Raw genomic sequence first — 20,568 nt, 5'->3', positions numbered from 1 at the left:
TATCTAACTGGATCTGATGCCATGCCGCGCTTCGCTGCGAATCTCAGCATGATGTACAACGAGCACGCGTTCCTCGACCGCTTCGCCGCCGCCGCGCGCGACGGCTTTCGCGCGGTCGAGTATCTCTTTCCCTACGAGCACCCGGCCGCCGAAATCCGCTCGCGCCTCGACGGCAACGGCCTCGTGCAGGCGCTCTTCAACGCGCCGCCTGGCGACTGGGCCGCGGGCGAACGCGGCATGGCCTCGCTGCCCGGCCGCGAGGACGAGTTCCGCCGCTCGATCGAAACCGCGCTCGACTACGCGCGCACGATCGGCAACGACAAGCTGCACGTCATGGCGGGGCTGATCGGCGCCGACGGCGATCGCGCACGGCACCGCGAAACTTATCTGCGCAATCTCGCCTGGGCCGCCGAGGCCACGCGCGGCGAGGGCGTCCAGATCCTGATCGAGCCGATCAACCAGCGTGACATGCCTGGCTACTTCCTGAGCCGCCAGGACGACGGGCAGGCGATCTGCCGCGAGTTGGGCGCGCCGAACCTGCGCGTGCAGTTCGACTGCTACCACTGCCAGATCGTCGAAGGCGATCTCGCGATGAAGCTCAAGCGCGACATCGCCGGCATCGGCCACATCCAGATTGCGGGCGTGCCGGAGCGGCACGAGCCGGACCTCGGCGAGCTCAATTATCCGTACCTGTTCGCGCTGATCGATTCGTTCGGCTACGACGGCTGGATTGGCTGCGAATACCGGCCGAAGGCGGCCACGTCCGAGGGGTTAGGGTGGCTGCGTCCGTATCTTCAGGCGCCGGAACCACTTTAACGGGCGAATTAACGCAAGAGAATCAGTTGGGGCACGGCATCGGCGCCGCACCAGACGATCGCGTTTTGATCGTGCTTGTTGCCTAACGCCTTTGCCGCGTCGAGCGTCACGCCCAGCACGAGGAAGCTGGCTTCGCCGGGCCAGTGATTCGACGGATGTTTTCCGATGCCCTCGACGTATGCGAGGCCGAGCGCTTCGAACTCGCGCGCGAGCGTCTCCTGCCGGGCGGCATTGGCTTGAGGATCGAGGCTCCGGCTCAATGGATTGCAGGCGGTGATGAATGCGCTACAGACAACGTGGCTGGCGTCATGCAGCGCGGCGAGTGCCGGATTGAACTGACCGATGCGCAGCGTGATCGGCGTCTCGGCGAATACCTGATAATGCGTCTCAAGGTACGCCTGAATCGTGTTGCGTGGAATGTTCGAGTCTGAAAGCAAAGAACCCTCCGCTTTAAGGAGGCATCGGCCCAATTCGAAATGCTTTTTCGATTTCAACACGCCGGCTTGAAACACGTCAAGCGAACCGTGGCCAGTCGTCGGACAAGGGCCGATGTAGCAGGGCGTCCCGTTTCCGACGAACGCGTCAAACTGGTTGTGTACACAACGTTATGGAAGTCCCATGGGTGCCGTTAAACCCAGGATCCACCACTCAGACGATTCCATCGCTTAATGTCCGACATCGATCGAGAAATCCTGCGCGTCCTTCCCGACGCGGCCACGCAAAACACCTGGCTCAGCACACCGGACCTTTACCGCAGATTAATGACTGCGGTGCAGGACATGCCCTCGTTGAAGACGATTCATCGGCATCTTGCGAGGCTCGAGAAAGACGGTCTGGTCGAGATGGCGCAGCAGGGCGTGGCCTGGTTGTGGCGCAAGAAAGCCGGCGCGAACGGCATGGCGGCCAAGGCGGGCGCGATGATGAATTTCGACGAAGCGCTCGCGCTGCAAACGCTAAAACGGTTCTCTTCGCGGCAGATACCGGAACTGGTGGCCGAGTCGCTTTCTCCGCTGTTCGAGATCGCGGAGACGAGACTACGCAAAACCCACAACGAATGGGAGCGCAAGTATTCGCGCTGGGCGAGCAAGGTCGCCGTCGAGAGCGGCGGCTTTGCCCTGCATTATCCGACGATCGATCGGGAGCAATTCGGAGAAGTGTCCCGAGCGCTTTTCGAAGAGCGTCAACTGGAGATCGTCTATCGACCGCGCCACGATACGGACAATGACCGCGCCAAGGTCGTGCTGCCGTTCGGTCTCGTGGAAGTGGGCGGCCTCGTGTATCTGGTGGCGGGCACGCAAGGCAAAGCCAATCCCACGATGTATCGCCTCGATCGCCTCAGTCGTGCCAGGGCTTTGCTCGAATCGTTCACGTATCCCGCGTTGTTTTCGCTCGATGCTTACGTTCGTCAGCAGCGCAACTTCGACTTCATGGTCGAGAACGAGGTCTTGCTCGAGTTGAGATTTGTCGACAGTGCGGGCGACCATCTGCTTGAAACGCCGATGTCCAGGGATCAGAAATGCACGCGAAACGGCGACGAGCTATTCGTGCAAGGCACCGTGATGCTGAGCCAGCGGTTGCGCTGGTGGCTGCGCTCGTTTGGGCCGAACGTCGAGGTGCTGGGGCCCGCGAGCCTGCGCGCCGAGCTTGCTGAGGAAGCGGCCGCGCTTGCGAGGATCTATGGCGGATAGTGGTTCGCTGGAGTGTTGGGCTGGATATGAAATTATCCGACCCTAATGAAGTGAAAAAAGTTGATAAATTATATTATGTTAAATAATATAATTTGATCCAGTTCTAGCGACAGGCAACGGACGATCACGCTTGCGTGGTCGTCCGTTGCTACATCATCAAAATCCGACGTGCTCAGACGCCTGGCATCGTCGCGTGTCCTTCCATCTGCCTTTCCCAAGCCGCCAGTGACCTCTTCCACGCCATTGACTCGGCGCCCACTACCGGACTTTCTCGGCTTCCAAACGCCTACCGGCTAACCGCTTCGCATCGCGAATCCCCCAGCCGCCCACCATCCCCAATCTCCACCCCAACCAACCACCCCAGGTGCAACCCCCGCACGAGTTAACCCTGATAGATCGCAACCCAGCTTACTTGCGATACTACATCCACACAGAGACACTGTCTCTCATACGGAGACAAACAAGCATGCTACAGAGCCTAAGCAGCGCACTACAGTTGATGCGGTACTTCACCTCCACGCAACCCGCCTGGGGCGTACGCGAGCTCGCGCGCGAAAGCGGCACCCATCATGCGGTCGTCCAGCGGGTCCTCGCCACCTTCGCCGCGGAGGGCTATCTCGTCCAGGACGCGGCGGGCCGCTATACGCTGGGGCTGCGCTGGTTCGAGATGGGCGAGATCGTCCGCCACGTCGTCTCGCCGACGCAGGCCGTCGAGCCCATTCTTCAGCACCTCGCGCGTGAAAGCGGCGAGACCGTCTTTCTCACCCTCATCGACGGCAACGAGGGTTTGTGCCTCGACATCGTCCACAGCGACCAGCAGCTTCGCTTCTCGATCGAGGAAGGCCAGCGGTTTGCGCTGCACGCCGGTTCGCACGGCAAGGCCATTCTCGCCTTCTTGCCGCCCGAACAGCGCGAAGGCATCTGCGCGAATGCGGCTCGCACCGATGCGCGTGTCGATCTCGCGGTGCTTGACGGTCAGCTTGCGCAGATTCGCAATCAAGGCTGGGCCTATACGCGCGAAGAGTCGGCGGCGGGCGTAGCCGGCCTCGCGGTGCCCGTGTGGAGCCGGACCCGCCAGGTGGTGGGATCGATTGCCATCTCGGGCCCCGTCCAGCGACTCGACGAAGCCGCGATCCCTCGCCTGCTCGCGCCCCTGCAACTGGCGCAGCCGAAAATCGAAGGGGTCGTAGGACTGCTTCGCTAGGCTAGCCGGCGCACCTCACGAGCGCGCCGTCACTCATTACAACGGAGACCGCTTTCATGTCCTTAACAGGTAGCACTACTAACAGGGAGGGATCGCCTGTTACGGCGACCCGCTTCCCACGCTTCGCGGAGCCGGTTCTCCTGCTCGTGTCGCTCGTCCTCTCGGTGCTCGGCGCGATCATCGGCATGCAGTTGATCGTGACGCTGGGCATCTCGGCAAACACCTCGATTATCGGCGCGCTGATCGCCATCGTGTTTTCGCGTATTCCGCTCGAAGTCGCGCGGCGGTTTCGCGTGCTCGAACGCCAGAACCTCGTGCAGACCGCCATTTCGTCCGCGACTTTCGGTGCAGCGAACTCGCTGATGATTCCCATTGGCGTCCCCTACGCCATGGGCATGCCCGAACTGGCGATGCCGATGATGATCGGCGCGCTGGCCGCGATGTTCGTCGACGGCGCGATGCTCTATTTTCTGTTCGGCAGCCGCGTATTTCCCGCGACGGGAAGCTGGCCCTCGGGCGTCGCCACCGCTGAGGCCATCTGGGCGGGCGACCGCGGCGGGCGCAAGGCCGCTTTCCTCGGTCTCGGCGTGCTCACCGGTGTCGTTGGCGCTTGTTTAGGTGTCCCGATGTCTGCGTTCGGTGCGGCCTTCCTCGGCAACGTGGCCGCCCTCGCGATGTTCGGCATCGGCCTGCTGGTGCGTGGCTATTCGGTCGCGCTCGCAGGCATCGACATCGCGAAGCTCTATATACCGCACGGTCTCATGATCGGCGCCGGCACGGTGGCGATGTTCCAGGTCGGCGCGGAAATCCGCCGCTCGCGCAGCGCACCCGTCAACGACGCCGGCCTGTCCACCATGCCGGCCACCTGGACCGGACGCATTCTTGGCGGCGGCTATCTCGTCTATGCCTTGATCGCGGCCGTCATCGCGCTCGCGGCGGGTCACGTTGCATCCATGTCGCCGGGCATGCTGGTCGCCTTCGTGCTCTATGCGGCCCTCGCGGCCTATGTGCATGAGTTGATCGTCGGCATCGCGGCGATGCATTCGGGCTGGTTTCCCGCGTTTGCCGTCGCGCTGATCACCTTGACCGTCGGCGTCCTGCTCGGCTTTCCGCCCGGCGCGCTCGCCGTGCTGGCCGGTTTCTCCGCGTCGACGGGCCCCGCCTTCGCCGACATGGGCTACGACCTGAAAACCGGCTACCTGATCCGTGGCGAAGGCGCCGACCCAGCGCTCGAACTGGCCGGCCGCCGCCAGCAGTTCTTCGCGGCCATGGGCGGGTTCGTGGTCGCGGGCATCGTGGTCGTGCTCTTTCACGAGGGCTACTTCCTGCACGATCAACTGCCGCCCGTGGACCGCGTCTATGCGGCGTCGATCAAGGCCGGCTCGTCGTGGGACATTACCCGCGAACTCGCCATCTGGGCGATTCCCGGTGCGATCCTGCAATGGATCGGCGGCGCCAAAAGACAGCTCGGCGTGCTGCTGTCGACCGGCCTGTTGCTGACCTCTCCGCTCGCGGGCTTCGCGGTGCTGGCTGGCCTCGCGATTCGCGTCGCGTTGCTGCGCACGCGCGGCAACCGCGATCTGGCCGAGATGAGCGCCTTCGCGGGCGGCGTGATCGCCGGCGATGCGCTGTTCAGCTTCGGCCGCTCCATGATCAAGATGAAGTAACCCCGTTCGAACGAGAAGCATCATGAATATCGAAAGTCTGCGTCACGACACGCCACTGCTTAGTAGCACTATTTACATGGATACGGCGGCTGCGTCACTGCCCCCCGATCCCGTGCTGAACGCCGTGAGCGAGTATCTGCTCGACACCGGTCACAAGGGCATCTACCTGCCCTCGTTTCGCCGCGAAACCTATGCACGCGTCGAGGCCGTTCGCGCCCAGCTCGCGGCATTGCTGAACGCCGGCGCCGACGAAATCGCCTTCACGAAAAACGCGAGCGAAGCGATTTCGCTGGTCGCCCAGGGCATCGACTGGCAGCCGGGCGACGAGATTCTCGTGGCCGACACCGAGATGCTCAGCAATCTGCTGCCCTGGAAGCGTCTCGAATCCACGCGGGGCGTCACGGTGAAGATGGTCGCCGCGAATGCCGAAGGCTTGCTCGACGCCGAAGCGTTCGAGCGCGCGATCACGCCACGCACCCGCCTGCTGACGTTCTCGCACGTGCCCAATTCGACCGGCGCGCTGCAGGACGCGCTGGCGCTGTGCGCCGTCGCGCGCCGGCACGGCATCATGTCGATGGTGAATGCCTCGCAAAGCGTCGGCATGGTGCATACCGACGTCGAGGCGCTCGGCTGCGACTTCCTCGCGGGCTGCGGCCGCAAGGCGCTGCGTGCCACCGAGGGCAGCGGCTTTCTGTTCGTGCGCCGGGCGCGGCACGCGGAGCTCGAGCCCGCCCTCACCGGCTGGTGGAACGGCACCTACGATCGCACGACCGGCGCGCTCGGCTTCGTTCCGGGCGCGCGCCGCCTCGAAGCCGGATGCCCGATCGTCCCCGCCATTCTCGGGCTGGGCGAGGCCATTGCCTATGCACAGTCGATCGGCATTGCCGCCATCGAATCGCGCGTGCGCGAGTTGACGGCCTACGCGGTCGAGCGGCTTGCCACGCTGCCGGGCTTCCAGCTTTACGGCCCTACGCGCGCGGACCAGCGCATCGGCATCGTGCCGTTCAATCTGCAAGGCGTCGATCCGGCCCGCATCGTGGCGGCGCTCGAACAGCAGCATTGCATCATCGAATCGGGCAATTTCATGGCCGATGCCATTCTTGCCCGCTACGGCGTGTCGACGATGGCCCGCGCCTCGCTGCACTATTTCAACACACACGAAGAAGTCGATCGTCTGGTCGCGCTGATCGGCGCACTCGAAGCGGTCTAACCCGTTCACCATTCCCTGGAGTCTCGCACCATGAACCAACGCATCCTCCTCATGAGCAGTTCGCGCAAGGACAACCTCGGCTATCTCGAGCACGCCGGCGCGCAGATCCACGCGGTGCTCAAGCACGAGAAGCAGCATGTCGCGTTCGTGCCGTTCGCCGCGGTCACCTTCGACTTCGACACCTACGAGGGCCTCGCCCGCCCCGTTTTCGAGCAGCTCGGCTACGGGCTCACCAGCATTCACCGCAGCGCGAACCTGCGCGAGACCATCGAGCGCGCGGACGCCATCGCCGTGGGCGGCGGCAACACCTTCGCGTTGCTTTCGCGCATGTACGAAGCCGATATCGTGGAGGCGATCCGCGAAAAAGTGCGCGCCGGCACGCCGTACATCGGCTGGAGCGCCGGCAGCAACGTCGCCTGCCCAACCATTCGTACGACTAACGACATGCCGATCGTGCAGCCGCCGACGCTGCGCGCGCTCGGTCTGGTGCCGTTCCAGATCAATCCGCACTTCATCAGCGGCAAGCCGGCCGGGCACAACGGCGAAAGCCGCGAGGAACGCCTCGCCGAATTCATGACCATCAACGCACCCGAGCAGGTGTTCGCGCTGCCCGAAGGCTCCGCGCTGCTCTCGAACGGCAGCACGGGCACCGTGCTCGGCGAACGCGGCGCGCTGCATTTCACCGACGCCAAAAACGCGGCCACACTGGCCGAGGGCGCCTCGTTCGATCTCAAGGATGTCGTCGGCCCTACGGGATTCCCAAGCTGGCCGAACTTCTCCCACTAAGCATTGCACGCCACTCGACACGACGACATACACGGGCAGACACAGATGAAAAAGCAATGCATGGCGCTCGCCCTGCTGGGCACCACCCTCCACGCTCACGCCCAATCGAGCGTCACGCTTTACGGCATCGTCGACGAGGCGATCAGCTTCCAGACGCATACCAATCCGGCCGGCGATTCGACCTGGGCGCTCCAGCAGGGTAACGAGGGCTTCCTGTCGGGCAGCCGCTTCGGCCTCAAGGGCAACGAAGACCTCGGCAACGGCTGGCGCGCGGGCTTTACGCTCGAGAACGGCTTTCTCGCCAACAGCGGCAAGCTCGACCAGCAGGGACAGCTGTTCGGCCGCCAGGCGTTCGTCACGCTCGGCAATGCGCGCTATGGCGACCTCGCGCTCGGCAGACAGTACACCACGGCCAACACGATGCTGTACTACGTCGACCCGCTGGGCGTGGGCGCCGCGCCCACCAACTCGTGGCAGGTGTACATGACCGGTCAGCGCTACGACAACGCCATCACCTACACGGGCTCGTACGGCCCCTTCCAGTTGCTCGCCCAATATGCGGCCGGCGGCATCGCGGGCGACAGCCAGGCGCGCTCGTCGATGTCGCTGGGCATCAAGTACGCGCAGGGCCCCGTGACCGCGGTGGGCGACGCGCAGCAGACGAAAGATACGCAAAGCCGCCGCGCGCGCATCTATCTTCTTGGCGTGGCCTCAAAAATTGGGAGTGCGAATCTGTTTGCCAACTACATTCACAGCGATCGCGAAGCGGGCTTCGACTCATCGAACGGCGGCACCGACACCGCCTCGATCACGAGCATGGCCTCAGGCTCGCCCGCGGCGACCGTGGCGATCAACTCGGTGTTCAGCAGCCATCGCAGCGACAACTTCTTCACGGTTGGAGCGAACTACCGCGCCACGCCGACATGGCTCTTCACCGTGGCCGGCATGTACGACCGCACCCACGCGCAAGACTTCAACGGGTCGCGCGAAACGCTCTATGGCGTGGCCGACTACAACCTGAGCAAGCGCACGGACGTCTACGTGGCGGCCGCCTTCGAACGCGTGACGGGCGGCTGGTCGGGGCTGTTCGGCAACACGACGACAAACGGCGCGGCCAGCAGCGGGCAGAGCCTCAATGGCCGCAACGAACAGGTGTCCGCGCTGGTCGGTCTGCGCCACCTGTTCTGAAGCCCGCGGCTCGCGAGGCAGACCCCGCCCCCTCTGAACATCGCCGGCGCACCGCGCGCCGGCGCGATTTGCAAGTAAAGGAAGTTCATCATGTCATTGAAGTGCACCCTGGAAACCTATGAGGCGTTGGACAGCGCAACCGTCAATGGACAAACGATCGTCGAGATGCTCGCGCTGTATGCCGGCCTCGGCGTGACGGTCACGGTCACGACACTCAATCACGAGCCGCCCGACGACCCCGCGAAGACCTCCGATTTCGTCTCGATCCTGATTCCGGGCACGAACGGCAAGACGAGCGGCGGCCAGGCGCGCACGCTCGGCGTGATCGGCCGCAACGGCGCGATCGGCGGCCGGCCCGTGAGAACCGGCATGGTCTCGGACGCCGATGGACCGATCGGCGCGCTGGCCACCGCGCTCAAGCTCGCGAGCATGAAGGCGAAGGGCGACCACTTGCCCGGAGACGTCATCGTCACCACGCACATCACGACCGACGGGACGATCACCTATAACGACGGGGTTCCGTTCGCCGGCATGCCGGTGTCGTCGGCAACGATGAACCAGTACGAAGTGTCGCCGCAGATGGACGCGATCCTCTCGATCGACGCATCGAAGGGCAACAGCATCGTCAAGCAGCGCGGCTTCGCGATCACGCCGACCGCGATGCAGGGCTACATCCTGCGCGTGTCGCCCGACCTCGTGAACGTGATGCAGTCGACGACCGGCCGCCCGGCCTTCACGTTGCCGATCTCGCTGCAGGACATCACGCCCTACGACAACGGGCTTTACCACTTCAACAGCATCATGCAGCCGCACGTGGCCACGACCGCGCCGGTGGTGGGCGTCGCGCTGACCGCGCAGTCGGTGGTCGGCGGAAGTGACTCGAGCGCGAGCCACGAAGTGGACATCGCCGAGACCGTGCGCTTTTGCATCGAAGTCGCGAAACGCTTCACGGCCGCCTCGCCGAACAATCCTTGCGAGTTCTACAACGCGGCCGAGTGGCAAACCATCCGACGGACCTACCCCGACCTCTCGGCGTTCCAGACCTACGGCAACGCCGAGGCGCGCGGCGCGTAGCAGAGTCGCCGTCGAGGGGCCGCGGAGCGCCTGCTGCGGCCCGATTCGCGGCGCCAGCCGGACATGACGGTAGCGGTCCCGGCCTCCCCGGGGCCGCAAGGCAGCAAAGCCCCAAGGAGCAGGCCGAATGGGACAAAGCCGGCAACGTGGACCGCGAAACCTGGCTCAAGGCCGACCGCAGCGGTGCGGGTCTTTTCTATGGGCGCCGCTGCTACCGATCCCTCGCTATTTCCCGCGCGTCTTGCGTGCAGCTTGCTCGCGGATCGAGTTCGGCGCCGTATCGGGATGCGATGCCACGTAGGCGCGCAAGAACGCCACGAATTGCGCCGCTGCCGGCGACAAGCCGCGATGGCGGCGCGTGAAAATCGAAATCTGCCGCGTCACCACCGGCGCGATCACTTCCTTTGCATGGATGCGGAATGCCGGCAGCGAGGGATGATTGTTCATCGGCAGCACGCTCACACCCAGATCGACGCCAACGAGACTCAGGACCGTCGTGGCGAACGACACCTCATAGGCAATATCGAGCGTCACGCCGGCCTCGCGCGTGGTGGCGTCGATCAGTTGCCGGATCGGACTCGTGGGCGCCAGCGCGATAAACGGAAAACCCTCGAGGTCGCGCCACGCGATATGGCGCTGCCGCGACAGCGGATGATCCTCGCAGCACAGCGCGATGAAGCGATCGGCCACTAGCGGCGTTTCTTCGATCTCCTGATCAGGTTCGGCCGAGGTGCCCACCGCCAGATCGACGTGACCCGCGCGTACCGTTTCGACGATGTGCTCCTCGGCCACGTCGCGCAGCACGATACGAATGTCGGGGTAGCGCGACTTGAAGTCCTTGAATACCTTCGACAGCAAGCCGGCCGACAACACCGTCGACGCGGCAACACTCACGCGCCCGGCGCGCAGCGACGCCAGATCGTGCGCATGGGAGACCGCGTTCTCCAGGTCGGCCAGCGTCTTCTCGGCCATCACATAGAAACCGAGCCCCGCCTCGGTCGGCTCGACGCGCCGCGTATGGCGGTCCAGCAACTTCAGCCCGACGCTCGACTCCAGTTCCTTGACCAGCGTGCTCAGCGCCGATTGCGTGATGTGCATCTTGTGCGCCGCGAGCGTGAATTGCCGTGTCTGCACGACCAGCACGAATGCCTGCAACTGGCGCAGTGTCAGATTCATCATCTCAGTCTATGAATATATTTAAATTAACAATTTGAATGATAGATTGCGGTCGTATGAAATACAACGGACGACGGATCCCCGCCCCCAAGGAAACGCGGGAGCCGCCGCTCAAACGCTTTCGATACCCACGAGGCACATTTCATGGACCGTTTGATCGCACCGTTTCAGAACACCTTGTGTGCCCGCATCGCGGCCATCGACCCTATTGCCCGGGGCGTGCTGCGCATCGAGCTGCGGCCGGCCGGGCCGGACGTGGCATTCGATCCGGTGCAGGCCGGTGCGCACATCGACCTGCACCTGCCAAACGGATTGCGCCGTTCGTATTCGCTCGTCAACGAGGGGGAACGGCACCGGTATGTGATCGCCGTGGCCCACGATGCTCACAGTCGCGGCGGCTCGGCTTACGTGCATGAATGCCTGCGCGCCGGAGACGCGATCGCCATCGGCAGACCGCGAAATCATTTCGCATTACGTAACGATCATCTGAAAACGGTACTCGTGGCCGGCGGCATCGGTATTACGCCGTTGTGGTCGATGGTCCAGCGGCTCGAACGCGACGGCAGACCGTGGACGCTGTACTTCTGCGCACGCACGCACGACCACGCCGCATTCCTGGCGGAACTGGAAGCGCTGACCGCAAATAGCCGGAACGGCCGACTGGTTTGCGTGTTCGACCACGAACCCGGCCAGGCGATGCTCGACCTGCGCGACGTGGTACAGCGCCACGATGGCGACACACACTTTTACTGCTGCGGGCCGCAACCGATGCTGCGTGCGTTCGAGGCCGCCACCTCGGCCCTGGACGCGCAGCGGGTGCACGTCGAATCGTTCGGCGCCGCAGCCGTGAGCAGTCCGGCCGATGACGACGCGGACCGGCCCTTCGACGTCGAACTGGCCAGCTCGGGCCGGCATTACACGGTGCCGCCCGGCAAGTCGATTCTCGACGTGCTGATCGACGCGGGCGAGAGCGTGATGTACTCGTGCAAGGAAGGCACCTGCGGGACCTGCGAAACCACGGTGCTCGACGGCGCCCCGCTCCACCGCGACGCCGTGCTCGGCCGCGCGGAACGCGAAGCCGGCCGGGTAATGATGATCTGCGTATCGCGCTGTCGCGGCGAACGCATCAAGCTTGATCTTTGAAAAACAAAGGAGACCGTAGCATGAAGGCAGACTACCTGTTGCGCGATTACAGCCAGCATCCGCTCTACCGCACCCTGCACCGATTCTGGCACCCGGTCGCGTACAGCGGCGACGTGATCGACAAGCCCGTGCGCGTGACCTTGCTCGACCAGCCCATCGTGCTCGCGCGGCTGGACGGCACGCTCGTTGCATTGGCCGACCGTTGCGCCCATCGGGGCGCGGCGCTGTCCAACGGCATGATCGTCGACGGCCGCCTCGAATGCCCGTACCACGGCTGGCGCTACGATTCGGACGGCCATTGCGTCAAGATTCCCGCGTGCGACTCGCTGACCGCCGTGATGAAGCCGACGGTGCCCGCGTTCCCGGTTAGCGAGTCGGCCGGCATCATCTGGGCGTGCCTCGACGCCGAGCCGAAATTCCCGGTGCCGACGTTTCCCGAATTCGACGACCCTGCTTATCGCCTGGTGCGCGGACCCGCCTACGACTGGGAAACCAGTGCGCCGCGCCGCCTGGAGAACTTCGTCGACTTCTCCCACTTCGCCTTCGTGCACGACGGCAGCATCGGCAGCCGCTCGCGGCCCGAAGTCGACACGGTCGAGCCGTGGCGCGAGAACCATGTGCTGCGCTTCGAGCGCGCCGCGCTCAAGGAGCCGAGCGTGGGCCGCAAGCGCGCATTGCTCGGCATCGAGGGCGAGAACTGGATTTCGGTGGCGAACTCGTACCACGTCACGATGCCCCATACGGTGCATTTGCGCCGCACATTCGAGAACGGCAAACATTATGTTCTCCTGATGGCTGCCTGCCCCGTGTCGGCCACGCACACGCGCAGCTTCTGGTGGATCGCCCGCGATTTCGGCACCGAGCCCGGGCACGACGACTTTTTTCTCGAATTCGAAGCCGAAGTCCTCGACCAGGACAAGCCCGTAATCGAATCGCAACAACCGAAGCTGGTGCCGATCGTCGGCGACGAAGTGCGGCTCGAACTGCCCGTGCGCGGCGCCGATGCCGTGACGCAGGCGTACCGCCGCTGGCTGATGGAACTGGTCCGCGACGAACAAGGCACGGCTGCCGCCCGTGCCGCATGAGGGAGACAAACCAGATGAAACCTCGCATCAAGCTCGGTTGCGCCGGCCGCGGCGTGCAGCCTTCTTCGCCGTCGAACCCTGTGTCGCTGCAGGAACTGCCTGTCGATACGCAGTTTCGCATGGTGGTCGAGTCGGGCGTATTCGACTTCTTCGACCGGCTGCCGCTGGCCGACAAGGTCGCCGACTATATCGCCGCCGTCGAGAAGTACGACTTCCCCGTATTGGGTTCCGCATGGACCTACCGCATCGGCGAGGACCCGCTCGGCGTGCTCGCGCACAACCTGTCCAACGCGGCGGCCGCGGGCGTGCGCTATCACAACATGATGGTGCTCACGCATCATGCCGATGGCCACGTGGTGACCGACGAGGAACTGGTCGACCTGTACCTGCGCGCGCACGAGGCGGGCGAACGATGCGGCATCCAGATCGGATTCGAAGTCCATATCCTGATGTGGTCGGAAGACTTCCGGCGCGTCGCGGTCGTGGCCGAAAAAGTCCGTGCGCGTGGTGTGCCGTTCCGCTTCGTGATGGACTATAGCCACTGCATCTTCAAGATCGGCAATCCCGCGGAGCAGGCCATTTCCGGCATCGTCGACGATGTGAAGAGCGGGCGCGTGGTGCTCGATCCGTTCGAGCCCGGCAACCTGGCCGACGCCTGGCTCGGCATGAACATGGTCTGGTGGCAGCAGAACCGCCCCGCCGTGCCCAACGGCCCGTTGAACCGCTGGGCCACGGGAGATGAAGGCCAACCCGGACGCGGCGTGCAATACCCCTACGTGCGGCCGAATCCCGGCGAATGGTACGACGACTGGCATGCGTGGCTGCTGGAGCCAACGCGGGAAGTCGTGCGCAAGACTATCCGCCATCACCTCACGAACGACGATAGCCCGCTCGAATTGATGACGGTCGATTACATCAATCTTCCCGACTACGGGCTTGGCGTGGGCTACAACACGTTCGAGAGCAGCGTCGCGGTTGCACGCTTCATTCGCGACACCTATGACCAGATCGAACGGGAGTTGGCCGCCGGTCTGTAAGCGCCGCGCCAGGAACCACGATCTGAATGCGGCATCAGGAGACAGTCCCAAAGCGACGGGCGGCGCCACGACGCCGCCCGCGCAAACAGGGACAAGCGATCAGGAGGACGAAACAGATGGAAACGGCAGCCGAGCAATCCGACCTTGCGCACCATAGCAGCGCGTCGCCCCGCAGCGGAACCGCCCCCGTGGACGAAGTTCTACCCGCCAACAAACTTTTCATCTTTGGGTTGCAGCACGTGCTGGTGATGTATGCCGGCGCCATTGCCGTGCCGATCCTGATCGGCAGCGTGGCGAAGCTGCCGATGGACGCCATCGCGATGCTCATCAGCGCCGACCTGTTCGCGTGCGGCATCGCGTCGGTCATCCAGTCCGCCGGCCTGTGGAAGTTCGGTATCCGCCTGCCGCTGATGATGGGCGTGACGTTTGCCGCGGTGCCGCCGATGACCGTGATGGTGGCCGATCCCGCCATCGGGTTGACCGGCCTGTTTGGATCGGTCATCGCCGCCGGCATGGTCACGATCGCGCTGGCGCCGCTGGTCGGACGCATGGTCAATCTGTTTCCGCCCGTGGTCACCGGCACCGTCATCACCGTGACGGGCCTCAACCTGGTGCCGGTCGGCATCAACTGGATGGCGGGCGGCGCGCGCCTGGGCGACCCGTTCAGCCTGCTGATCTCACTGGTCGTGCTCGTGGCGATTCTCACCATCACGCGCTACGCGCGCGGCTTCCTGCGCAATATCGCTGTACTGCTCGGCATTCTGATTGGCTTCGCCATCGCGGCCTGCGCGGGCAGGGTCGACTTCACGGTGCTGGCGCGCGCGAGCTGGTTCGAATTCGTCACACCATTTCATTTCGGCATGCCAACGTTTCACCTGATGCCCGTTGTGGCGCTGTCGATCGTGATGATCGTCGTGATGGTCGAGACCACGGGCATGATGCTGGCCGTCGCCGAGATGGTCGACAAGCCCGTTGATCATGCCGATGTCGTCAGGGGGTTACGCGTGGACGGTCTGGGCACGCTGATCGGCGGCATCTTCAATACGTTTCCCTATGTCACGTATTCGCAGAACGTCGGGCTGGTGGGCGTGACCGGCGTCAGAAGCCGCTGGGTCTGCGTGTGTGCCGGTGCGATCATGGTCGTGCTGGCGCTGTTCCCCAAGCTCTCGACGCTGTTCGCGCTGATTCCGCATTGCGTTCTCGGCGGGGCCGGCGTGGTGATGTTCGGGATGGTGGTGGCGACCGGCATCAAGGTGCTGGTCGACGTCGACTACCGGCACGAAGGCGGCCGCAACAACCTGCTCGTCGTGGCGGTCAGCGTATGCGTGGGCATGGTACCGATGGTCAACCCCGGCTTGCTGGCCTGGCTGCCTCACTGGCTGTCTCCGTTCACGCACAGCGGCATCGTGCTCGCCTCGCTCAGCGCCTTGATGCTGAACCTGTATTTCAACGGCTACCGGCAGCGTGCGATGGCGTGAGCCTAGGCACACGGGCCGCGCGAGCGACCCGCACAACGCAATCGGGCCGCCCGATCTTCTCGATCGAGCGGCCCGACGCGCTTCTCGCAGGTATCTCGTAGCGCCGCGCTAGAACGGCGCATCGGCCGCAATTAGCACCGGCTTACGGTATTTGCGCTCCATGGCAAGCGGCAACTGAATCATCGTCACGCCAACCCGGACCATCACCCCGATCAGCCAGAGGGACGCTGGAAAGGTCACCGCCGCGATGAAGAACAACACACCGCCGGTGCCGAAATACATCGACAACACCCGGCTCAGTACGAGAAAGAATGGCGCGAGCGCCATGACGATCCACGTATGCCACTTCACGAACGGGTTCTTGTCGACATGCCCCTCATCGAGAATTTCAAAGAACTTCGCCTTGCAGACGATTTCATCGTCGTAAAAATTGAATGCGAGATTTTCGAAATTCGATCGCTCGATGAAACGCGTGAGCTCGAGCCACGAAAATATCAGCCAGTAAGCGCTCAGCGCACCCCCGCCCCCAAGCCCGAGAACGCGTTCGAACACGGGCATCGGTGCAAAGATGAAATAGAAAAAATAGAACGCGACGCCAAGCAGTGCATAGGCGGACACCAGACCAATCAGCCGTACCGATCCGTGCATCGCGAATTTTCGCGTACTTGCGCAAGCGAGCCAGCATAGAACCGGCACCGCGATACAGATCACCGCGATTGCGATACTGATCTGTCCCGGGATGCTGGAAATACCGTAGTCGAATTTATACGCGATGAATGCGAGCGCAATGGCCAGCCCGTTCAATAGCACTCCCGCGCGCACCGCCTGGCCGGCGATCGGCGACAAGGCCTTCTCTTCGCGCCGTGCAGCAATACGCTGCGTCATGGCATGCCTCCAAACATGGGCGAATAGGGATTGTAGTCTTTGGGCATGTATTTCTCGTAACTCTCGGCGGCTTCGCGCAAGCGTTGCGCAACCCAATCCGTGAAATGCACTTTCTTGTCGACATAATTGACTATATAGCCGACGGCAACCGCGACACCCACCGCCACGGCAACGGTCAGGGCAACCGGCACGGCGGCAACAGCCGCCAGGGAAGCAATCGCGCCAACCACCAGCGAAGTCAGCGCGGCGGTCAAACCCGCCACCAGCAGATCGATCCCAACCTTGGCAACGAGATCGCAAAAGTCCTTCTGCCCCGCGCGATAACCGTGATACCACTCGGCAAAATCCAGGCCGATCGTCAGAACGAGCGTGATCACGCCTGCCTTGGTCGTGACCACGCCTTTCGCACTGCGCCACGCCGCTTGGCCCATCGATTCGGCCGTTCCAGCGCCGCCCGTGATCGCGAGAATCTTCGTGTTCTTGACGCCGTATTTGGCCGCCGAAATTTCCGTCCGCGATCCGATCGTGCCTTTAAACACGACGTACCATCTGGGCCCCGCCTTCGGATGCACGATTTTGATCAAGCGGAATTTGGTCTTCCACAATTCGCGAATCCACGGCAGGTTGTCGCCGACGTAACCCGCGAAGCCGATAAATTGACCAGTGATCCAGTTACGCGTCGCAACGTGCGCGGTGTCGATTGCGGTTTCGTCGTCGCCGCCCGTCTCGAGCGCATTGACGAGGTCCGCCGGAATCGTCTTCACGTCCACTTCGAAGACATGCATGACCTGCGGCTCCTGAGGCGTGGAAGCCGGCTTCGCAATCGGCAGCAGCCGGCGACAGCCGAACTCGTCGTCGAGCGACGGTAGATCGGTCGAGAGCGACGGCAAGCCCAGCTTCCAGGCCGGCGTGCCGAAGGCAGTATTCGCCGCCGCGCCCTGCTGATAGAAGCGGGCGAGTTGCGGCATGCCATGCACGTCGGCCTGGCCGCCGTAGACTAGCGTAATCGGTTCGGGCTTCGTTTTCGGATCCGATCCGTGGCTGTCCGTATTCAGCACGAGCATGGAATAGCGCTGGAGCTCCTTGCCGTCCATCTTGAGCACGAGAAAGCCCTTGAATTCGCGGCCGATCCAGATGTGGTAGCGTTCGCCGTCCTGAAACGTGCCGCTCTTGACGCGACGCTTCACCTTCGTGTCGTAGAACCAGTCGTCGCTGGTCTCGACCGTATACATCTTTCCCTTTTGCAGATTGACGTCGAATATCACATCCCGATGCTTTCTCAGCAGCACCGTGGTCTCCGTATCGGCCCAGCAATTGACCGGCTGCCCCGGCAGATCGATGCAAACATCGTGTTTGACCAGCGGCTTGTCTGCCATTTTCACCCCTCGAATCGCTTGACCTGATTGGCGAGCAACTGTCCGAAGTCGATGTTCTTCAACTCCGCCTTGCCTTCGCCATCGAGCGCGACGCTATGCACGGTTCCGTCTCCGGTCGTGAACTTGATCGGCTCCCCTTCGGGCACGTTCCCTTCGGCATCGACGTAGCGAATTCGCATGTCCGCCTTCTTGCCTTCCATGTTGTAGGTCTTGCTCAGGCTGGTTGGCCCGCTGAACTCGTGCTGCGCGCCCTTCACGTCCACCTTGCCCGGCGCGTGAATCTCGATGTTGCCGTCCTTGATGCGGATATATGCGCCGCCCGCTGTGAGCAAAACCTCCTGCTTTGCCACGCCTTCAATCGATTCGGTTGCCGAAATAACCTTGAGGGTCTTTTGCGCGGTCATCTCGACGTTGTCGTCCTGTGCCTGAATTTCCACCTTTCCCTTGGCGGCGAACAGCTTCATTCCCGCGTTCTGCACGAACAGGCTGAGCTTGTCCGCGACGCTTGCGATCAGCGACTTCCCGCTCGCGATATGCGTGCTCTGCGCACTCACGAGATTGATCTGCTGATCCGCGGCAATGTGTGCGCTCTGCTGCGTCGAAAGCGCAATGCCCGCCGGACTGCCCATGAGCATCACGGGGTCCTTGAACGCGTTCGCGTGGCCGGTCCCGCCACCGGCCGTGTGCCCGCCGCCCGCAGCGCTGCCGGCCACGCTGCTTTGCGTCGCCTCGGCGAACTTCTGTAGCGCGTCATAGCCCGGCTTCAGCGTTTCGGCATTGTGCTGCTCGCTCGCGGCCGAAAGCGACTCGGCCACGCCCTGCGCGCCGACGAGCTGCTGATGCGACTCGCTCACATCGAGCGGCTGGCTGCCCGCCTGCTTCGGATGCGTGCTCACGTACAGCCCGCTGCCGGCCCGAAGCGCGCCGTAGGTATCCGTCTTCAGATCGAAACCACTGCCGAGATACGCACCGCGGGCATTGCCGGTCTGCTGGATCAGATAACCCAGATGCAGCTGCGCATTCGCCTGGCTGCTGTAGAGCTGCACGCGGTTCTGTCCGGTTGCGTCGTCGAATACCATCTGATTGAAGCCGCTGCCCGAATACTCCTTCTGAAGCCGCTGCCCGAATACTCCTTCGAGCGGAAGCCGGACAGGATGCCGTTGCTATGCCACTGCGGCTGGACATTGCCGTTGTATACGCGATGCAGGACGATGGGCCGGTCGCAATCACCGCCCACATAGCCGATCAGCACTTCCTCGCCCACGCGCGGAACGTGCACGCTTCCGTAGCCGCCGCCCGCATCCGACTGCGCGACTCGGACCCAGCACGAAGCGCACGCGTCGCCTGGATTCTGACGATCCCAGACGAACATCACCTTAACGCGGTTCAGTGCGTCGGTGTAGACCTCCTCGCCCTGCGGCCCCACGACGATCGCCGTCTCCAGATGTATCTCCGGCTTCCGATGCTCGAACGGACTGCGGTATGGAACCGTCACGCGCTGCGCCTCGACTTCGACGCGGTAAAATCCGGCCGAACCGTCCGCATGCGTCACGCTGAACTCTGCCTCGCCCTGCGCGGCCCTAGCTTGCTTCAGTTCGTTGAAGAGGCTGTGAGGGAAGTTCGCGTCCTGGTCCGAGAGCGGCAGATTGTTCTCGATGAACCGGCTCACCTTGATCGCCGCGAACTCCCGCTGAGCAGCCGGATCGCGGTCGTGATCCGGATGACCGCTCAGCGCAAAGCGGCGTCCCGCGTCGATACCGCGAACGCCCCCCACCGCGAAGAACCGCTTGGCGCGCGATTCCCACTCTTCCAGATGAACCCTCGAAAGCTGCTCGCCGCGTGTCTGGTCCAACCAGGTATAGGCACCCGTATATTCGTAGACTTCGGTCTGCTCCGGCAGATCGCCCTGGCCCGGCATCGTGGGCAGCGAGGTCCCTTTGGGATCGGCCCAGGACGAGGGCGACTTGTAGTCGAACGTGCGCGTCGTGCGCGACGCGCTCTGGAGCTTGCGCGTGCCCGTCCACTGCGTGAACGCATCCGTTTCGGTGCCCGTGTCGGCGCGATAGAAGCTAACCGGATTGGGCGACACTTCATCAAGCGTGTAAAGGTTATCGGTCACGACCAGCATGTGCGATTTGCCGTCGCCGGCCTGCCGCCAAAAGCCGAACAGGCCTTCCTCTTCCATCAGCCGATGAACAAAGTTCCAGTCGGTTTCGCTCTGGCGGCAATACGAGCGCTGCGGCAGCGGCTTGTGCAAGGCGAACTGAAACCGGCCCTGGGCCTGGGGATGCATGTTGAGGACGTCCGTGATGATGGCGTCCGCGCTTTGGTCCTGCCAGTACCGCATGTCGCTGCGGAACTTCAGGAAGTGCAGCCACGAGGCATACGTGAGCTGGTAACTGGTAAAACTGCCATCCGCGCCCAGCCTTCGCGCGGTATGAATGTAGCCATTGACGGGCAGCCAGGATGAGTCCGCCTGCTGAATCCACAGCGTGATCGGCTGGGCAATCAGCGTCTTGAGCTCGATGTCCCCAGCCGTGGACACCATGTCTAGCGTGACGCGGAAATCGCGGCCCAGTTCGGAACAGGTGACCGCCCGACGCGGCACGAGCGCATTGTCGGGCAATGCAGGAATATCCGTCTTGATCAGGCGGCCCTGCTGGATCAGACCACCGTTGATCATCTGGATCAATTCGGACAAGTTCATGCTTGACCCCCTTCAGGATCCGCCGGGACGTTTTACTCGCCAACAAGG

16 protein-coding genes and 1 pseudogene are annotated in these 20,568 nt (G+C 63.4%); 12 read left to right on the top strand and 5 right to left on the bottom strand.

The features are described 5' to 3' along the window. The first annotated feature begins 21 nt into the window (after nucleotides 1–21). Nucleotides 22–816 (top strand): 2-oxo-tetronate isomerase, encoded by a 795-nt coding sequence (otnI, locus tag U5775_RS10355; protein WP_322058041.1) that lies wholly within the window; start codon nucleotides 22–24, stop codon nucleotides 814–816. 8 nt (nucleotides 817–824) lie between these two features. Here the strand turns inward: otnI and U5775_RS10350 are convergent, their stop codons facing one another. Next, on the bottom strand, nucleotides 825–1,253 hold the full coding sequence (locus U5775_RS10350) for a DUF3293 domain-containing protein (protein ID WP_322058154.1): 429 nt from the start codon (nucleotides 1,251–1,253) through the stop codon (nucleotides 825–827). 231 nt (nucleotides 1,254–1,484) lie between these two features. Between U5775_RS10350 and U5775_RS10345 the strand changes: the two genes are divergently transcribed. The 7 genes from U5775_RS10345 to U5775_RS10315 all read left to right on the top strand — a co-directional run bounded on the left by U5775_RS10345 (nucleotide 1,485) and on the right by U5775_RS10315 (nucleotide 9,633). Further along, on the top strand, nucleotides 1,485–2,504 hold the full coding sequence (locus tag U5775_RS10345) for a WYL domain-containing protein (RefSeq protein ID WP_322058040.1): 1,020 nt from the start codon (nucleotides 1,485–1,487) through the stop codon (nucleotides 2,502–2,504). A 466-nt stretch (nucleotides 2,505–2,970) separates the two neighbouring features. Next, the gene (locus U5775_RS10340) at nucleotides 2,971–3,708 is read left to right on the top strand and encodes an IclR family transcriptional regulator (RefSeq protein WP_322058039.1); all 738 of its coding nucleotides are present in this window, start codon (nucleotides 2,971–2,973) and stop codon (nucleotides 3,706–3,708) included. Nucleotides 3,709–3,764: 56 nt separating this feature from the next. Continuing rightward, nucleotides 3,765–5,375: an OPT/YSL family transporter gene (locus U5775_RS10335; RefSeq protein ID WP_322058038.1), complete on the top strand. Its 1,611-nt coding sequence runs from the start codon at nucleotides 3,765–3,767 to the stop codon at nucleotides 5,373–5,375. Nucleotides 5,376–5,397: 22 nt separating this feature from the next. After that, nucleotides 5,398–6,585, top strand: coding sequence for an aminotransferase class V-fold PLP-dependent enzyme (locus U5775_RS10330; protein WP_322058037.1), 1,188 nt, complete (start codon nucleotides 5,398–5,400; stop codon nucleotides 6,583–6,585). Between the two features lie 30 nt (nucleotides 6,586–6,615). Beyond that, a complete protein-coding gene (gene pepE / locus U5775_RS10325) occupies nucleotides 6,616–7,371 on the top strand; it encodes a dipeptidase PepE (protein WP_322058036.1) in 756 nt (251 codons plus the stop codon). A 45-nt stretch (nucleotides 7,372–7,416) separates the two neighbouring features. Beyond that, entirely contained in the window at nucleotides 7,417–8,559 is a 1,143-nt protein-coding gene (locus U5775_RS10320) for a porin (RefSeq protein WP_322058035.1), read from the top strand. A 90-nt stretch (nucleotides 8,560–8,649) separates the two neighbouring features. Further along, nucleotides 8,650–9,633: a DUF1177 domain-containing protein gene (locus U5775_RS10315; protein WP_322058034.1), complete on the top strand. Its 984-nt coding sequence runs from the start codon at nucleotides 8,650–8,652 to the stop codon at nucleotides 9,631–9,633. Between the two features lie 225 nt (nucleotides 9,634–9,858). On the opposite strand, the gene U5775_RS10310 is transcribed toward U5775_RS10315, so the two are convergent. Then, nucleotides 9,859–10,812, bottom strand: a complete 954-nt coding sequence (locus U5775_RS10310) for a LysR family transcriptional regulator (protein ID WP_322058033.1) — start codon at nucleotides 10,810–10,812, stop codon at nucleotides 9,859–9,861. Nucleotides 10,813–10,953: 141 nt separating this feature from the next. Here U5775_RS10310 and U5775_RS10305 point away from each other — a divergent pair, with 141 nt between their 5' ends. The 4 genes from U5775_RS10305 to U5775_RS10290 all read left to right on the top strand — a co-directional run bounded on the left by U5775_RS10305 (nucleotide 10,954) and on the right by U5775_RS10290 (nucleotide 15,552). Continuing rightward, entirely contained in the window at nucleotides 10,954–11,952 is a 999-nt protein-coding gene (locus U5775_RS10305; protein WP_322058032.1) for a PDR/VanB family oxidoreductase, read from the top strand. A gap of 20 nt (nucleotides 11,953–11,972) precedes the next feature. Then, nucleotides 11,973–13,037: an aromatic ring-hydroxylating dioxygenase subunit alpha gene (locus U5775_RS10300; RefSeq protein WP_322058031.1), complete on the top strand. Its 1,065-nt coding sequence runs from the start codon at nucleotides 11,973–11,975 to the stop codon at nucleotides 13,035–13,037. 14 nt (nucleotides 13,038–13,051) lie between these two features. Next, nucleotides 13,052–14,074, top strand: coding sequence for a xylose isomerase (locus tag U5775_RS10295; protein ID WP_322058030.1), 1,023 nt, complete (start codon nucleotides 13,052–13,054; stop codon nucleotides 14,072–14,074). Between the two features lie 188 nt (nucleotides 14,075–14,262). After that, nucleotides 14,263–15,552, top strand: coding sequence for a nucleobase:cation symporter-2 family protein (locus U5775_RS10290; RefSeq protein ID WP_322058029.1), 1,290 nt, complete (start codon nucleotides 14,263–14,265; stop codon nucleotides 15,550–15,552). A 108-nt stretch (nucleotides 15,553–15,660) separates the two neighbouring features. On the opposite strand, the gene U5775_RS10285 is transcribed toward U5775_RS10290, so the two are convergent. From U5775_RS10285 to U5775_RS10275, 3 genes and pseudogenes are all read right to left on the bottom strand, one after another. Next, the gene (locus U5775_RS10285) at nucleotides 15,661–16,437 is read right to left on the bottom strand and encodes a hypothetical protein (protein WP_322058028.1); all 777 of its coding nucleotides are present in this window, start codon (nucleotides 16,435–16,437) and stop codon (nucleotides 15,661–15,663) included. Then, entirely contained in the window at nucleotides 16,434–17,813 is a 1,380-nt protein-coding gene (locus tag U5775_RS10280; protein WP_322058027.1) for a hypothetical protein, read from the bottom strand. The genes U5775_RS10285 and U5775_RS10280 overlap by 4 nt, the downstream gene beginning before the upstream one ends. A gap of 2 nt (nucleotides 17,814–17,815) precedes the next feature. Further along, a pseudogene (locus U5775_RS10275) lies at nucleotides 17,816–20,520 on the bottom strand (type VI secretion system Vgr family protein). Nucleotides 20,521–20,568: the final 48 nt, after the last annotated feature.

It is taken from the genome of Paraburkholderia sp. J63 (assembly GCF_905220245.1).
GTDB lineage: Bacteria > Pseudomonadota > Gammaproteobacteria > Burkholderiales > Burkholderiaceae > Paraburkholderia.
This window is presented reverse-complemented; position numbering and strand designations above follow the sequence as displayed.

Bases quoted from the DNA above. Each gene is read 5' to 3' on its own strand.
- otnI (WP_322058041.1), top strand. From the start codon at position 22: ATGCCGCGCTTCGCTGCGAATCTCAGCATGATGTACAACGAGCACGCG.
- U5775_RS10345 (WP_322058040.1), top strand. From the start codon at position 1,485: ATGTCCGACATCGATCGAGAAATCCTGCGCGTCCTTCCCGACGCGGCC.
- U5775_RS10340 (WP_322058039.1), top strand. From the start codon at position 2,971: ATGCTACAGAGCCTAAGCAGCGCACTACAGTTGATGCGGTACTTCACC.
- U5775_RS10335 (WP_322058038.1), top strand. From the start codon at position 3,765: ATGTCCTTAACAGGTAGCACTACTAACAGGGAGGGATCGCCTGTTACG.
- U5775_RS10330 (WP_322058037.1), top strand. From the start codon at position 5,398: ATGAATATCGAAAGTCTGCGTCACGACACGCCACTGCTTAGTAGCACT.
- pepE (WP_322058036.1), top strand. From the start codon at position 6,616: ATGAACCAACGCATCCTCCTCATGAGCAGTTCGCGCAAGGACAACCTC.
- U5775_RS10320 (WP_322058035.1), top strand. From the start codon at position 7,417: ATGAAAAAGCAATGCATGGCGCTCGCCCTGCTGGGCACCACCCTCCAC.
- U5775_RS10315 (WP_322058034.1), top strand. From the start codon at position 8,650: ATGTCATTGAAGTGCACCCTGGAAACCTATGAGGCGTTGGACAGCGCA.
- U5775_RS10310 (WP_322058033.1), bottom strand. From the start codon at position 10,812: ATGATGAATCTGACACTGCGCCAGTTGCAGGCATTCGTGCTGGTCGTG.
- U5775_RS10305 (WP_322058032.1), top strand. From the start codon at position 10,954: ATGGACCGTTTGATCGCACCGTTTCAGAACACCTTGTGTGCCCGCATC.
- U5775_RS10300 (WP_322058031.1), top strand. From the start codon at position 11,973: ATGAAGGCAGACTACCTGTTGCGCGATTACAGCCAGCATCCGCTCTAC.
- U5775_RS10295 (WP_322058030.1), top strand. From the start codon at position 13,052: ATGAAACCTCGCATCAAGCTCGGTTGCGCCGGCCGCGGCGTGCAGCCT.
- U5775_RS10285 (WP_322058028.1), bottom strand. From the start codon at position 16,437: ATGACGCAGCGTATTGCTGCACGGCGCGAAGAGAAGGCCTTGTCGCCG.
- U5775_RS10280 (WP_322058027.1), bottom strand. From the start codon at position 17,813: ATGGCAGACAAGCCGCTGGTCAAACACGATGTTTGCATCGATCTGCCG.